The 15,423-nt window shown below is 38.2% G+C and carries 16 protein-coding genes and 1 riboswitch; of the genes, 9 read left to right on the top strand and 7 right to left on the bottom strand.

All coding sequences use genetic code 11. The features are described from left to right. Positions 1–23 precede the first annotated feature (23 nt). Positions 24–392 carry a sulfurtransferase complex subunit TusD gene (gene tusD, locus MMP60_RS11190; protein WP_241336328.1) on the bottom strand — a complete coding sequence of 123 codons (369 nt, stop codon included), beginning with the start codon at positions 390–392 and terminating at the stop codon, positions 24–26. Positions 393–456: 64 nt separating this feature from the next. Here tusD and MMP60_RS11195 point away from each other — a divergent pair, with 64 nt between their 5' ends. From MMP60_RS11195 to MMP60_RS11215, 5 genes are all read left to right on the top strand, one after another. Further along, positions 457–1,464 carry an SDR family NAD(P)-dependent oxidoreductase gene (locus MMP60_RS11195; RefSeq protein ID WP_241336329.1) on the top strand — a complete coding sequence of 336 codons (1,008 nt, stop codon included), beginning with the start codon at positions 457–459 and terminating at the stop codon, positions 1,462–1,464. A 144-nt stretch (positions 1,465–1,608) separates the two neighbouring features. Continuing rightward, positions 1,609–3,003: a class II fumarate hydratase gene (fumC, locus tag MMP60_RS11200; RefSeq protein ID WP_241336330.1), complete on the top strand. Its 1,395-nt coding sequence runs from the start codon at positions 1,609–1,611 to the stop codon at positions 3,001–3,003. Between the two features lie 115 nt (positions 3,004–3,118). Further along, a complete protein-coding gene (locus tag MMP60_RS11205; protein WP_241336406.1) occupies positions 3,119–3,610 on the top strand; it encodes a hypothetical protein in 492 nt (163 codons plus the stop codon). Between the two features lie 140 nt (positions 3,611–3,750). Then, positions 3,751–3,840: riboswitch (glycine riboswitch) on the top strand. Between the two features lie 183 nt (positions 3,841–4,023). Beyond that, on the top strand, positions 4,024–5,268 hold the full coding sequence (locus MMP60_RS11210; protein ID WP_241336331.1) for a D-amino acid dehydrogenase: 1,245 nt from the start codon (positions 4,024–4,026) through the stop codon (positions 5,266–5,268). 147 nt (positions 5,269–5,415) lie between these two features. Further along, positions 5,416–5,919, top strand: coding sequence for a hypothetical protein (locus MMP60_RS11215; protein ID WP_241336332.1), 504 nt, complete (start codon positions 5,416–5,418; stop codon positions 5,917–5,919). A gap of 100 nt (positions 5,920–6,019) precedes the next feature. Here MMP60_RS11215 and MMP60_RS11220 read toward each other — a convergent pair whose 3' ends face one another. Continuing rightward, positions 6,020–6,667 carry a hypothetical protein gene (locus MMP60_RS11220; protein WP_241336333.1) on the bottom strand — a complete coding sequence of 216 codons (648 nt, stop codon included), beginning with the start codon at positions 6,665–6,667 and terminating at the stop codon, positions 6,020–6,022. 98 nt (positions 6,668–6,765) lie between these two features. On the opposite strand from MMP60_RS11220, the gene ispF reads away from it, so the two are divergent. Continuing rightward, positions 6,766–7,257 carry a 2-C-methyl-D-erythritol 2,4-cyclodiphosphate synthase gene (gene ispF, locus MMP60_RS11225; RefSeq protein ID WP_241336334.1) on the top strand — a complete coding sequence of 164 codons (492 nt, stop codon included), beginning with the start codon at positions 6,766–6,768 and terminating at the stop codon, positions 7,255–7,257. On the opposite strand, the gene MMP60_RS11230 is transcribed toward ispF, so the two are convergent. The 5 genes from MMP60_RS11230 to glnL form a co-directional block, all read right to left on the bottom strand. After that, positions 7,245–7,769, bottom strand: a complete 525-nt coding sequence (locus MMP60_RS11230) for a protein tyrosine phosphatase family protein (protein WP_018679187.1) — start codon at positions 7,767–7,769, stop codon at positions 7,245–7,247. The two genes, ispF and MMP60_RS11230, sit on opposite strands and share 13 nt — an antisense overlap. A gap of 152 nt (positions 7,770–7,921) precedes the next feature. Continuing rightward, on the bottom strand, positions 7,922–8,842 hold the full coding sequence (gene argF / locus MMP60_RS11235; RefSeq protein WP_241336335.1) for an ornithine carbamoyltransferase: 921 nt from the start codon (positions 8,840–8,842) through the stop codon (positions 7,922–7,924). 112 nt (positions 8,843–8,954) lie between these two features. Next, on the bottom strand, positions 8,955–9,596 hold the full coding sequence (locus MMP60_RS11240; RefSeq protein ID WP_241336336.1) for a TetR/AcrR family transcriptional regulator: 642 nt from the start codon (positions 9,594–9,596) through the stop codon (positions 8,955–8,957). A gap of 146 nt (positions 9,597–9,742) precedes the next feature. Continuing rightward, entirely contained in the window at positions 9,743–11,242 is a 1,500-nt protein-coding gene (glnG, locus tag MMP60_RS11245) for a nitrogen regulation protein NR(I) (protein WP_241336337.1), read from the bottom strand. After that, positions 11,229–12,338: a nitrogen regulation protein NR(II) gene (glnL, locus tag MMP60_RS11250; protein ID WP_241336338.1), complete on the bottom strand. Its 1,110-nt coding sequence runs from the start codon at positions 12,336–12,338 to the stop codon at positions 11,229–11,231. The genes glnG and glnL overlap by 14 nt, the downstream gene beginning before the upstream one ends. 328 nt (positions 12,339–12,666) lie before the next feature. Here glnL and rimO point away from each other — a divergent pair, with 328 nt between their 5' ends. The 3 genes from rimO to frr all read left to right on the top strand — a co-directional run bounded on the left by rimO (position 12,667) and on the right by frr (position 15,423). Then, complete coding sequence (rimO, locus tag MMP60_RS11255) at positions 12,667–14,010, top strand: 30S ribosomal protein S12 methylthiotransferase RimO (protein ID WP_241336339.1); 1,344 nt, start codon at positions 12,667–12,669, stop codon at positions 14,008–14,010. Between the two features lie 52 nt (positions 14,011–14,062). Then, a complete protein-coding gene (gene pyrH / locus MMP60_RS11260; protein ID WP_241336340.1) occupies positions 14,063–14,791 on the top strand; it encodes a UMP kinase in 729 nt (242 codons plus the stop codon). A 77-nt stretch (positions 14,792–14,868) separates the two neighbouring features. Further along, a complete protein-coding gene (gene frr / locus MMP60_RS11265) occupies positions 14,869–15,423 on the top strand; it encodes a ribosome recycling factor (protein WP_241336341.1) in 555 nt (184 codons plus the stop codon).

Consider the following 15,423-nt stretch of genomic DNA (forward strand, 5'->3'; position numbering starts at 1 on the left):
AACACTCTATTAATGAACTTAAACTAAAATTGAATTAAACGAGAACAGCTTTGCACAGCATCAGCTAACTCCCCAAGTCCAACCAGCTCAAAACCTTGTGCCAAGTTGTGATGTTGAAGTGAGTGGCGTTGTGCATTGCTCGCATCAGTGATTCCCCGAGCAAGGGCAGCACTGACACAGACAGGGAGTCGAATGCCAAGCTTTTGCCATTCTTGTTTTAGGTTGCGTTGATCATCAGGAAACCACTGTAGATCATTTGCCACCTGAACACCATCTTGGTAAAAGAAGACACGAAAATCTTCACACTTATTTCTTAGCGCTTGAGCTAAACCAAAAGCATGCCAAGCCATTGTGGAAGTGGGTGCAGAAGTAATTAGAAGTAGTGTACTCATTGAACATTCACTAGGGTCATGTAAGCAAAATGATGGACAAATTAGAAAAGAAGGTAAGTATACAATGATTTTGGTGACAGGTGGTTTAGGCTTTATCGGTTCACATATCGCATTGAGTTTATTAGCACGTGGACAAGAAATTGTCATTGTTGATAATCTAGCCAATTCGACTTTGCAAACTTTAGAACGCTTAGAATACATTTCAGGAATGTACATTCCTTTTGTGAAAGTGGATGTTCGGAATACACCCGCTTTAAATAAAGTATTTGAACAATATTCAATTGATACGGTTATTCATACAGCAAGTTTTAAATCGCTTGAGGAATCAGCGCTAAAACCACTTGAATATTATAATGATAATGTCAGTAGCATCATGAGCTTATTAAGGGCCATGCAACGTATGGGTGTAAGAGAGTTAATCAATATCTCTAGTTTGGCTGTGTATGGTCAATCCAGCCCAAATTTTAGTGAAGAAACAGAATTTAACTATCGGTACCCGAATCCGTACATTCGCTCTCAGCAAATGGTTGAAGACATTATTGCAGATACCTATAAAGTTGATCATGAATGGAAAATCGTGAATTTGCGCTTATCCAATATCGTTGGTGCATTTGAACATGGGGTATTAGGGGAATATGTTACTCAATTACCCAAAAATATCGTGCCTTTAGCATTACAAGTTGCAGCAATGCAGCGAGATTGTATAGAGCTTCAGAACCAAGCACAGACAGCAGATGGAACGGTAGAGCGAAGCTTTTTACATGTGCTAGATGCCTGTGATGCGGTATTAATCGCTTTAAGTTGGTTAAAAGCACAAAGTAGTTGTTTGGAAGCATTTAATATTGCACACCCTCAACTGACATCTATTCAGACTTTACTTGATGAGGTTGCAAAGGTGACTCAGGCGGAAATTCGAGTTCAACCTGCCGTATATCAAAACCAAGAGTTAGCACAACTTGGGGCAAATATTGATAAGGCTAAAAAAATACTGAATTGGATACCTAAACGCGCTTTATCGCAGATGATTGAAGATGAATGGCGCTTTTACCGAAATACGCTAAACGGTAAATAAGATAATGATTCTTATTTACAATAATGATTGCTTTGTTTAGGATTAACGCGATTTATCGGATATAGATCGTTAAGTCCTCGCTAGCCAAAGCATCTATTTGCTTCAGCCCGTGAAAATTTTAACCAAATAGAGCAGAGGTTGTTTATGCAAATGCGAATTGAACACGACACAATGGGTGAAATTGAAGTTCCCAATGAAGCCTTATGGGGTGCGCAAACGCAACGAAGTTTACAGAACTTTAAGATTGGTCAAGAGCGCTTACCACGAGCAATGATCCGAGCAATGGGTTTGGTGAAAAAAGCCGCTGCAATGACCAATGCCGAATTACAACAGCTTCCTGAGGATTTAAGTCAATATATCGTCGGTGCGGCAGAAGAGGTGATTGCTGGGCAATGGGATTCGCAATTTCCATTAGTGGTTTGGCAAACAGGTTCAGGTACGCAAAGTAACATGAACTGCAATGAAGTCATTGCAAATATTGCCAATCAAAAATTAGGACAGGTACTCGGTGCGCAAAAACCTGTTCACCCCAATGATCATGTGAATCGCGCGCAATCGACCAATGATTCATTTCCAACTGCAATTCATGTTGCTGCAAGTATTCAGATCAATGAATTGCTTATTCCTGCTGTTGAAAAGTTAAAAGCGACCCTACAACGCAAGTCTGAAGAATTTGACAGTATTGTTAAAATTGGTCGTACGCATTTACAAGATGCAACGCCTTTGACTTTGGGACAAGAGTTTAGTGGTTATGTGTCACAACTTGAGCATGGCTTGAAACGTTTATACCAAGCGCTTGAGGGTTTGTATGAGTTACCATTAGGTGGTACGGCAGTGGGCACGGGATTAAATGCACATCCTGATTATGCTGTGAAAGCAGCTGAACAATTGGCTAGACTTACAGATTTACCATTCGTGACGGCACCTAATAAGTTTGAAGCTTTGGCAGGGCGAGACGCAGCAGTATTTGCTTCAGGCGCTTTAAAAACATTGGCTGCAAGCTTAAATAAGATTGCCAATGATATTCGATGGTTAGCGAGTGGTCCTCGTTGTGGTTTTGGTGAGATTCGTATTCCAGAAAATGAACCTGGTTCAAGTATCATGCCGGGTAAAGTCAATCCAACACAAAGTGAAGCCATGACTATGGTGGTTGCTCAAGTCTTAGGGAATGACACAACGATTAATGTTGCAGGTGCATCTGGTAACTTTGAACTCAACGTATTTATGCCTGTCATTGCGTATAACTTATTGCAATCTATTCAGCTTTTAGGTGATGCATGTAATAGTTTTAATGATCATTGTGCAGTAGGAATTGAGCCAAATCGTGACAAGATTGATCACTTTTTACATAATTCATTGATGTTGGTAACAGCACTAAATCCAGTAATTGGTTATGAGAACTCAGCCAAAGTTGCCAAAACAGCTTATAAAGAAAATAAAACCTTAAAACAAGTTGCTATTGAATTAGGTCTAGTTACAGCAGAGCAGTTCGATGAAGTGGTCAGACCTGAAAATATGGTTTCTCCAAATAGTAAGTAAGCCGTATCTGTGAAATAAAAAATCCTTCTTTTATTTAGAGGGATTTTTTATGAGTAGTTTTTATAAAGTGAACTGCGTACAATACACTTTTGATTTACCTGATTGTTGCTTCATTATGCTCAATATTTATTTGACAGACACCAAAACCCATATCCAGTTTGCTGATCTTCCAAATGAAAATCCTGTTAAATTTGTATTGAATTTAAAGAAAATTTTTCCAAGTACGGCTGATTTGTTGTTGCCTGTATTACCAGAAGACAATGATTTAGAGAATGTGACTTGGGAAGCCACCTCAAAAGATTTTGAAATTTTTAAGAAATTATTAGAAGGCTGGGGCATTATTGAATTGCGGTTAAGTGCGCTTACTACTTATAAAGATAAGAACTTTTCCAACGAGTTGGTCAAAAAAGCTCAAATTAAACGTAAACAAGTTTCACAAAAACAATCACAACTTTCCTTAATTGCATTGGACTATGTGTTAATGCATGAGATTCATGCTTTGATTGATGCTGAGTTGGTAATGATAGGAGAAAAATTCTATTTGCCTACTTTGCGAGAATTGTGGAAAGGAAAATTCTCAGAACAGATTTTACAATGTAAATTTTAATTTTCAAAAGCAGACGTTAAAGTCTGCTTTTTTATTGATTTATTTTGATTAGCGCTGAAAGAGATACTTGATCTACAAAGAATTACAAGAATTTAGTGTTGGTATTTTTGGTCGGCATATATATTGCTTATAGGGATATAAATATTATTGCGGGAGAGAAGTTCTTCCAAGAACTCGCCGAAGGAGCAACGACCCCGGAAACTCTCAGGCAGAAGGACTGTAATAATAGAAATACAATCTGGAGAGTAGTGCTTAAAGTGTAGAAAATTAGTCGTAAAATAACTTCTTTACACGAACGCACTCACCGAAGGGGAAGGCTTAATGATTAATTGGTAATCATCTGCCGAAACTCTCAGGTACCGTGACAGATGGGGCTATGCTTATGAAATGTATTGCATTTCTAGGAGTTTTCTATGCCACATGTAGTAGTCATTGGTGCGGGGATTACAGGTGTAACATCTGCCTATGAATTAATTAAATTGGGTTATGAAGTGACGGTGATTGATCGTCATCTATTTCCTGCAATGGAAACCTCTTTTGCGAATGGCGGGCAGTTATCTGCGTGTAATGCAGAAGTCTGGAATCAGAAGTCAACTGTGCTTAAAGGCATCAAGTGGATGAGTAAGAAAGATGCACCATTATTGCTCAATCCGTCTTTTAGTGTGCATAAATATCGCTGGCTGGTCGAGTTTTTGACCCATATTAAGGATTATAAAGTAAATACGATTGAAACAGTGCGTTTAGCACTGTTAGCAAGACAGCGATTGTTTGAAGTTGCAGAAAAAGAGAATATTTCTTTTGATTTGGAGAAACGTGGTATTTTGCACATGTACCACAGCAAGGAAGACTTTGACATCGCAAAAAAAGTGAATGATGTTTTAGTGGAAGGTAAACTTGAACGTCATGCGATTACACCTGAAGAAATGAAGGCAATTGAGCCAAATTTAACAGGTAATTATTATGGTGGATATTACACAGCAGGCGATGCAACAGGTGATATTCATAAGTATTCTGTTGGTTTAGCGGAAAGAACACAAGCATATGGTGTGAAATATCGCTTTGGTTTGGATGTTGTTGATGTTAAATGTTTGCAAGATAAAGTGATTGTTAGCTGTAAAAATAGTTCTGAGAATATGAACTCAACAGCAGATGAGCAGACCATAATAGAAGCAGATTTAATCGTTGTGTGTGGTGGCGTTGGAAGTTACCAATTAGCCGATATGCTCGGTGATACTGTAAATGTTTATCCAGTAAAAGGTTACTCTATTACAGTGCAACTTAAAGATGAGCGAAGTGTACAAAATGCACCGTGGGTGAGTCTGCTTGATGAAAGTGCAAAAATTGTTACTTCTCGTTTAGGTGCTGATCGCTTCCGTGTCGCAGGCACAGCCGAGTTTAATGGCTATAATCGTGATATTCGTGCAGATCGAATACAACCTTTAATTAACTGGGTTAACCAGAACTTTGATATTTCAACTGAGCATTCTGTGCCGTGGGCAGGTCTACGTCCGATGATGCCAAATATGTTGCCTGTTGTGAAGCAAGGTAAGCAGCCCCGTGTTTTCTATAATACTGGACATGGGCATTTGGGATGGACATTATCTGCTGCAACAGCAGTACTTATTAGCGAGGAAATTGCGCAAAAATTCCCTAGCTAAATCTAAAAAGCCGATGTGAAAACATCGGCTTTTTATCATATTTTAGATAGTTTTGAAATTAAGGCTTTAATCAATTTGGTATAGCATTGGCTTTACAGTGATTTGCTTAGGTTTTTAAATAAAGATTATAGGGGAGAAAATAAAATTATGATGAAAGTTGATATTAATGCTCTCATTGAACCACAAAAGTCTGCAGCAGGTTTTAGTTTGGGGCTAACATTATCAGAATTCTATAATGGGCTAAATTTGACTGATGTAAAAAAATGGTTAATAACGGATGGAATCCCACTGCATGATGCTATTCAGAAGAATGATAAATGGCTATGTGTGCCTGCTAGAGAAATTAGTGAAGGGCGGATTGTGGGGGAGATTTGGTTTTATTCAAAAGGAATGGTTGAGTTGCATTTTAATCATTTAGGATTTTTATTTAATATATCCATATTTAATGGTTATAAGGGGAAACTAATAAATTGCATCTATATAGGTATGCCTTTTTTAGAGTTGAAGAATTTATGTAATCCTATTTTTAATGAGCATGAAGATATCTACATTGTTGAAGATAATGACACCTTTTCTGGTATTGGTTTTTGTATTGATGAATCAGCAGATATATCTTATCTAAGTGGTATTTTTGTATTTCGAATAGTATAAGATATACACATTAGGTAAGATTCTCCTTAATGGTTTCCCATTATTCCTAATGCTGGCTGGAGATCTTTTGATGGTTTTAGTCATCCAGAAGTTACTAAGTTTAATCATACAAACGATAAATCCCAGTAAATCGTTCACAACCCTTTTGTTCACTTTTTATAATTAATAGTGCTTTTTGAAAGTCAAACTGATATTGGCATTTCTTTTCATTATCAATAATTTGATTCTTTTGCTCAGGTGTACTGTAAGCAAGTAAAGAGAATGTCTGAGTTTCTATCCGATTATTTGGATTGCGATAGGCGATTCCTTCGATTTTCAGCTTATCTTTATCAAGTTGATGAATTTGTAAGTGAACGGGCTGTTTTGATAATTGACCCTGTTCAAATTTTAAATAATGCTGTGTTAAGGTTTGATTCATAGATGTATAAAAATTCAAGTCATCTAAACGAGCATCAAATTGTTGTTGATAGCAGTTTTTTGATTTGCACTGTTGTATTTGATTGAGCCAAAGCTTTTGTGTGTCATGTAAGAGTTGTAATGGGGCATCAGTGACCAAATAAGCAGTTAAAAACTTATTATTGAGTTTAGAGCGTTGTTCATCGTATTGTTTGGAGCAGATTCTTTTGAGTTGAGAACTATTGGTTGTACAGTCAATTGTGTCTGCAAATACAAATGATGAGCAAAAACAACTCAATGTGATGATATAACCAGATTTCTTTAATTGATTTCTTAAGGCGTTCAACAGCATAATCACTTATATGTTCAGTCTAATTTGCTCACCGTACTATAGCGAAATAGAAAGCCTGAATACAAGATTTGTTCGGTATATTGTAAAAGGAAAATCATATGGTTGCTCAAATTCGTATTGGACAAGGGATTGATGTACATGCTTTTGAAGCAGGTGATTTTGTTACTTTGGCAGGAATTAAAATCCCGCATACGCATGGTTTAAAAGCACATTCAGATGGTGATGTTGTTTTACATGCCTTGAGTGATGCTTTATTAGGTGCATTGGCATTGGGTGATATTGGTCAACATTTTCCAGATACCGATCCTGAATATAAGGGGGCGGATAGTCGTGTGCTGCTTAAACATGTGTATCAATTGATTTTAGATCGTGGTTATCATTTAAATAATGCAGATATTACGGTTGCGTGTGAACGCCCAAAACTTGCAAAACATAATTTAGAAATGCGCCAAAGCATTGCGGATGTGCTTGATGTTGATGTCACTCAAATTAGTATCAAAGCAACAACGACTGAACAACTGGGTTTTACAGGTCGTCAAGAAGGTATTTTAGCAACAGCGACAGTTTTGGTTTCACATCAAGCAAGATGATCGATGTTGTTTAATGATTGCTCAAGTTCTAGTGTTGCTTTACGACCTTGTAGCTGTAAAGTAATGCTGTGCATTAAACCAGTCCATGTTTCATTAGGTTCCCAGATTTCATGTAATAATGCCTGAGCAGTGGGCATATCCATATCCATATAAAATTGACGATATAGATACATTAAGCTACTCACGCGCATGTTTTTAGCACAATGTAGCCAAATAATTTCATTTTGGACAAGATGGGCAATGAGATCTAAAACCAATAAACACTGTTCTGCGCAAGGGATGTCCCAGTCAATCGGAATGTGAATGTAGTTTAATCCTAAGTCTAAACAGATTTGGTCTTGTTTGGCTAAATGATTTTCTGATTTGCTCGTTGCAAGATTGATCACTGTACTACAGCCATATTCTTTAATCTGCTGTAGTTGTTCAGCAGTTGGCTGAGCAGAACTAAATAGATGCTCGTGCACCAAAGAAAAACTAGGTATTTCAGACAGTGCTTGTTCGAGTGAGGTCATAACGTCCGCTGTATAGTGATCAAAATTCCCCAAATAGGCGGAACTTCTTCTAATAAAGGATTCACTTACTATAAGTGTTTTTATTTAAGTGTTCAATTTAGATCGTAGAAATAAAAACAGCATCATCGTGATGCTGTTTTTTTTTTTGATATTTAATCTTTCTTCAGATTCTCATTCAATAAGAATTCCATTAATGCTTTTTGAGCATGTAAGCGGTTCTCTGCTTCATCCCAAACGACTGCATTTTTGTGGTCTAGCATATTTTCAGAAATTTCCTCACCGCGATGTGCAGGTAAGCAATGCATAAATAAGCAATCTGGGTGTGCCAAGTCCATCAATTTTTCGTTAACCTGAAAATCAGCAAATGCTTTTTCACGTAACTTTTGCTCTTCTTCTTGCCCCATGCTTGCCCATACGTCTGTTACGATCAGGTCAGCATTTACAGCAGCATCTTCTGCTTTATTAAAGACTTCTACGCAGTCGGCAAATTCGGCTAAAAACTCAGGTTTTGGTTCATAGCCTTCAGGTGCGGCAACTTTGAGTTTAAAGCCCATCATGTGTGCTGCTTCAATATATGAATTACACATATTGTTGCCATCGCCAATCCATGCAACTGTTTTACCTTTAATGCTGCCGCGATGTTCTTGAAAAGTTTGTAAGTCTGCAAGTAACTGACACGGATGATGGTCATCCGTTAATCCATTAATGACAGGAACTTTCGAATAAGAAGCAAAACGTTCAACAATATCGTGGCCAAAAGTACGAATCATCACGATATCAAGCATGCTTGAAATGACACGTGCTGAATCTTCAATTGGCTCACCGCGACCTAATTGAGTATCTCGTGGAGAAAGGAAAATCGCACTACCACCAAATTGGCAAATACCAGCTTCAAAAGAAATACGTGTACGTGTACTCGATTTCTCAAAAATCATTCCTAAGACTTTACCCACAAACGGCTGAAATACCGTATTTGTATGCTGCATACGCTTCAATTCTTGTGCGCGGTCTAAAATGCGTTGCAACTCTAAAGTTGAAAGGTCTCGTAAAGTTAGGAAATGCCGAAGCGCCATAGTTACTCCCACAATAATTATTGAATAAAAACAATAATTAATTGTTATTTAATGGGTGGTGAATAAAAAAGAATTGACTACTATACTATATGGCTCAAAAAATGCAAAAGAATTAGACTATTTGATGGGCTTTTAAGAATATATCTACACAATAGTTAATATAATCAAATATTTCTGCATCATCAGCTTGAACATTTAAGCCCATCAAATTGCGCCATTCGACATCGCGTAAAATACCAAAATACATGGTGGCTGAGAAATGGGGATTGGAGCAGGATATTTCATCCATGCTGTGTGCCTGTTCCAGTGCAAAGGCAATGGTATTTTGAATATTTAAAGCACATCGGTCATAAAAATAATGTGCGAGCTGAACGTCTTTTTGGGATTGTTCTGTGAACATGCGCATAAAGGCAATGTTCTCGGGTTGTACGATATGCTGATAAAAACGTTGTAATGTTTGAATTAAATAGATTCTTAAATTGTTTTTTTCAGGTGTATATGGAAAGCAAACGCCTTTGAAAAAAACTTCTCTACGATAGTCGCAAATCGCCGTAAACAAACCTTCTTTATTACCAAAATATTTATAAATAGATGTTTTTGAACCACCTGCATGATTGACGATATCATCCAGTGAAACCGCATCATAACCTTTCTCAAGAAATAAATCGGTTGCACAAAGCAATAAGGCGAGACGACGTTCTTGACCGCGACGGGTTTGGGGTTGTTCACAGCTTGGGTAACAAATATCAGCCATTATCGTCAATGCGTGCTATGGGGGTATGTTCATTATAGCAAAAACCATATGCCTTGTATGGCTATAGATATAGAGTATGTTTCAAAACGTCTCGGTATAAAAAAGCGAGTAAATAAATTACTCGCTTTTTTGCAATGTATATGGGATTAAGCTGAGCGAACTTCTTCGTCATCATCTTCATCAGAAGATTCCATGCCGAGTTCTTTTAATTTACGGGTCAGCGTATTGCGTCCCCAACCTAAAAGTTCAGCAGCATGACGCTTGCGTCCACGAGTCTGTTGTAGAGCCGCATTAATGAGCGTGCGTTCAAACATTGGGGTGGCGATATCTAAAATTTTCATTTCGCCATTTTTTAGTTTCTGGATTGCCCATTGACCTAATAATTCATCCCAATGATGTACGGTGACTCTTTCAACTAAAGCTGGGCTTGTTGTTGAAGAAGCTAGTGTCGTATCACTCGTCGATTTTTGTATAGAGACTTGTTTAAGTTCGGCAGGTAGGTCTTCTGGATAAACTTCTCTGCCCGTAATCATTACAGTTAACCAACGGCAGGTATTTTCTAATTGACGAACATTACCTGGCCAAGGAAGCTGTTGCATGTAGTCTGTCGTTTCTGTGCGTAAGATTTTAGGGCTTACACCTAATTCTTTTCCTGCGCGAGCCAAAAAGTGTTGGGCAAGCATTGGAATATCTTCACTACGATGAGCAAGTTTTGGAATATGAATACGAATCACGTTGAGACGATGATACAAGTCTTCACGGAAACGTCCTTCATTCACTAACTTTTCTAAGTCTTGGTGTGTTGCTGCGACAATACGAACATCCACTTTGACAGGAATATGTCCACCTACACGGTAAAATTCACCATCTGCAAGTACGCGGAGTAAACGTGTTTGCGTTTCAAAAGGCATATCACCAATTTCATCAAGGAATAATGTACCGCCATTGGCTTGTTCAAAACGCCCTTGATGTTGAGTGTTGGCACCAGTAAAAGCACCTTTTTCATGCCCGAATAACTCGGTTTCGATTAAATCTTTTGGAATTGCAGCCATATTGAGTGCAATAAAAGGTTTGGCACGACGTGGTGAGTGCTTATGTAGTGCATGTGCAACAAGTTCTTTACCTGTACCAGATTCACCATTAATCAATACCGTGATATGGGATTGAGATAAACGTCCAATTGCACGGAATACTTCCTGCATTGCAGGAGATTCACCGATAATTTCGGTTGATTGTAGCGGTGTCGTTGCTTTGGTTGCTTCTTGTTGTTGTAATTTATTGAGATGCAAAATCGCACGATTAACGAGGGCTAGTGCTTCATCAATATCAAATGGTTTTGGTAAATATTCAAAAGCACCTGTTTGATAACTCGATACAGCCGATTCTAGATCTGAATGTGCTGTCATAATAATTACAGGAAGGTCTGGATGGGTATTCTTAACTTTAGACAAGAAAGTTAAACCATCAATTCCGGGCATGCGAATATCTGTCAAAATGACATCTGGTGCGCCATCGTGTAAGCGTTCAAGTGCTGTTTGTGCTTCTTCAAAGTTGGTAACGTCAAAACCTTCTTCTTTAAAAGTTTTTTCGAGTACCCAACGCATGGCACGATCATCATCTATTACCCAAATTTTATTTCGTGACACGGTCTAACTCCCAAGGTAAATATAAGCTAAATATGGTTTTTCCTGGAACGGACTGACACTCGATCATTCCGTTGTGTTGATGCATAATGTTTTGTGCAATGCTTAGCCCAAGCCCTGTACCTTTTGCTCGTCCAGTGACAAGGGGATAAAATACGGATTCTAAGATGCTTTCTGGAACACCAGGTCCATTGTCTTCAATATCAATACGTACCGTAGAACGGTTTAGAACACCATTAATTGTGACTAAGCGTTGGATACGGGTTCTTAAAACAAGTTCAGGTTCTGAATCTGTAAAGAAGTCTTTATTTTCAGTCATCGCTTGAACTGCATTTACGCTGATATTGAGCATGACTTGAATGAGTTGATCACGATCAGCCATTACATCCGGCAAAGAAAGGTCATAATCACGTGTGATCTTAATTTTTTTCTTGGTTTGGTTCGCGATCAGTGAACGAACACGTTCCAAAGGTTCATGAACATTTACCAGTTCATAGCTTGGTAGTTGACGTGAACCAAGCATGGTATCTGCGAGGTTGGTTAATCTATCGACTTCACTAATAATAATATCGGTAAATTCACGATAGCTATCATCGCCTAAACTACGTGCTAGCAACTGAGTTGCGCCGCGAATACCTGCCAGCGGATTTTTAATTTCATGTGCAACGCCACGCACGAGTTGACGCGCGACTTGATGCTGTTGAACGAGATTTTCTTCTTTAGAAATTTTTAGCATACGATCAATTGGATTTAACTCAATTAATAGTAGCGAGTGATGGCTTTTACCAGCATTTAATTGGGATACAGTGTAGTCAACATGTATTGGTTTGAAATTCACATTGATTACAGCTTCACGGCGAGTATAATGCTGCCCGCTTTGTAATGTGTTGATTAATGCTTCATGTGTGCTAAATGAGTCATCATGTGCATGAAGTAAGTTAAGCACAGGTTGACCTGATGCGCGAAATGAACTGATGTCAAATAATGCTTCACAAGCAGAATTTAAATAAAAAATATTCAGCTTACTATCGACCAATAAAATGGCAGTGGTCAGATTATCTACGAGTAGTCGATAGTCGATAGTGTTATGTTGATCCATTTGTGAATCGTCCTGTTTTAAAATGGCGCAATAAATATCAATATAGATGAATAGCCATTAACTTCTTAAATGTAGCTAATGCAAAATACAAGCCAACTTTGTATTGGCTAATTTTCAACAACTTAATTCATAAGTAATTCGTTTATGCTGTATTTTTCACATAGATTGAGTTATTTCAATATTTTATCATGCTTTAAAATAGTGCGTTACTGAAGTTTTATTTAGTTTTTGGTTGTATTTTGGTGCATTACACAAAGAGATGGCTTTGCAGCTATGCGGCAGCAAAGAAAAGTCATACAATACGCCGATTCAAGTGGAGCGCAGATTCATGAAGACCCCCAAAGTCGGTTTTGTATCTTTAGGTTGTCCTAAGGCATTGGTAGATTCTGAACGAATTTTAACTCAGTTAAAGACTGAAGGTTATCAAGTTGCATCAGATTATGACGGTGCAGATTTGGTTGTTGTTAATACTTGTGGTTTTATTGAATCTGCAGTGCAAGAGTCTTTAGATGCGATTGGCGAAGCCATGAGCGAAAATGGTCGCGTCATCGTCACTGGCTGCCTAGGTAAAGATGAAGATAAAATTCGCCAGATGCACCCAAATGTTCTTAAAGTAACAGGCGCAGCAGCATATCAAGATGTGATGGAAGCTGTGCATGAGTATGTACCAGCACCGCCAAAGCATAACCCATTTATTGATTTAGTGCCTGAGCAAGGTGTTCGTTTAACACCAAAACATTACGCTTATTTAAAAATATCAGAAGGTTGTAACCACCGCTGTACATTCTGCATTATCCCAAGCATGCGTGGTGACTTAGTGTCTCGCCCTGTAGGTAAAGTGTTGGATGAAGCAGCTGCACTGAAACGTGCGGGTGTAAAAGAAATTCTAGTGATTTCTCAAGATACTTCTGCATATGGTTTAGATACCAAATACAAGTTGGACTTTTGGAATGGACAGCCTGTAAAAACCAAGTTTTATGATATGTGTGAAGCACTTGGTCAGCTTGGTATTTGGGTGCGTTTACATTATGTATACCCATACCCACATGTGGACGCTGCAATTGATCTTATGGCACAAGGTAAAATCTTGCCATATTTAGATATTCCTTTTCAGCACGCCAGTCCGCGCATCTTAAAATTGATGAAGCGACCAGCTCATAGCGAAAATACCTTAGAACGCCTTAAATTGTGGCGTGAAAAATGCCCTGAATTGGTGATTCGTTCAACTTTCGTGGTTGGTTTTCCTGGTGAAACAGAAGAAGACTTCCAAATTTTATTGGAATGGCTGAAAGAAGCTCAACTTGATCGTGTGGGTTGCTTTACTTATTCGCCTGTAGAAGGTGCAACAGCCAATGATCTTCCAGATCATGTAGCAGAAGAAATTAAACAAGAACGCTATGAGCGTTTTATGGAAGTTCAGCAAGCGATTTCTGCGGCAAAATTGCAAAAACGTATTGGTCAGACAATGACAGTATTAGTTGATAGCTTGGAAGAAGAATTCCCAGTTGCTGTTGCGCGTTCATATGCAGATGCACCAGAAATCGATGGCAACGTTTTTGTTGAAGATATTGATAAAACTGTGATTAAAGCAGGTGATTTACTTGAAGTCGAAATTACCGATGCGGATGAATATGATTTGTTTGCAAAGTTGATTCAAATTAAATCTGCTTGATATTGAATTAAATTTAAGAGAATTTTGAGATTGGTCGGTTTGGAGTAAAGGTATGTCAGCTTCTAAAAATCCACGTTATGCACGAATTTTGCTCAAGCTTTCAGGTGAAGCTTTAGCAGGCAATAAAGATATGGGTATTGATGCTCAAGTATTAGATCAAATGTCGCTTTCAATTGCACATTTGGTTGGGTTGGGCGTACAAGTTGGTATCGTTGTTGGTGGTGGTAATTTATACCGTGGTAGCCAGCTACAAAAAGACGGTTTGGTCGGACGTGTAACAGGCGACCAAATGGGAATGTTAGCAACGGTGATGAATGGTTTAGCAATGCGTGATGCATTGGTTCGCCGTAATATCAAAACACGTTTGATGTCTGCTCTTCAGATTGGAACGGTTGTAGAATCATATTCTAGTCGTGATGCGATTCGCCACTTAAGTCAAGGTGAAGTCTGCGTATTTGTTGCAGGTACAGGTAATCCTTTCTTTACCACAGATACTGCTGCTTGTTTACGTGGTATTGAAATTGAAGCAAACTTGATTTTAAAAGCAACCAAAGTAGATGGTGTCTATAACAAAGACCCAAGTAAATATGATGATGCTGTTAAATATGATAATTTAACTTTTGATCAAGTGCTTGATGAAAAGCTAGGTGTGATGGATCTGACCGCAATTTGCTTATGTCGTGATCATAATGTTCCATTGCAAGTCTTCGATATGAACAAATCGGGTGCACTACTTTCTGTAGTAATGGGTGAAAAAGAGGGTACTCACGTTACGAATTAATGTACGTGAGCCATAAAGCTCTTTATACTAATGTCTAAATATTTTGTAATACCTAATGAATAAGTAAGGAAGATCATATGATTAACGATCTCAAAAAAGATAGCGAACAGCGTATGAATAAAACACTTGACTCTTTGGAGCAAGGTTTTGCAAAAGTTCGTACTGGACGTGCGCACCCATCTATTTTAAATGGTGTGATGGTTCCTTACTATGGTTCTGATGTTCCATTAAACCAAGTTGCAAACGTGGGACTTGAAGATTCACGTACACTGTTAGTACAGCCATTTGAACGTTCAATGGTGTCTGCGATTGATAAAGCAATTCGTGAAGCTGGTTTGGGACTAAACCCTATTACAGCGGACGCAATTCGTGTACCAATGGCTGCATTGACTGAAGAAACGCGTCGTGATATGCAAAAAGTTGCACGTACTGAAGCTGAGAATGCCAAAGTTGCAATTCGAAATATTCGTCGTGATGTATTAGGTGATATCAAAGCATTATTGAAAGAGAAAGAAATTTCTGAAGATGATGACCGCCGTGCATCAGATGATATTCAGAAAATTACGGATAAATTCGTTGCTGAAGTAGAAAAGCGCTTAGCTGCGAAAGAAGCTGAATTAATGAAGGTCTAA

Source organism: Acinetobacter sp. ANC 4805 (genome assembly GCF_022549495.1).
Classification (GTDB): domain Bacteria; phylum Pseudomonadota; class Gammaproteobacteria; order Pseudomonadales; family Moraxellaceae; genus Acinetobacter.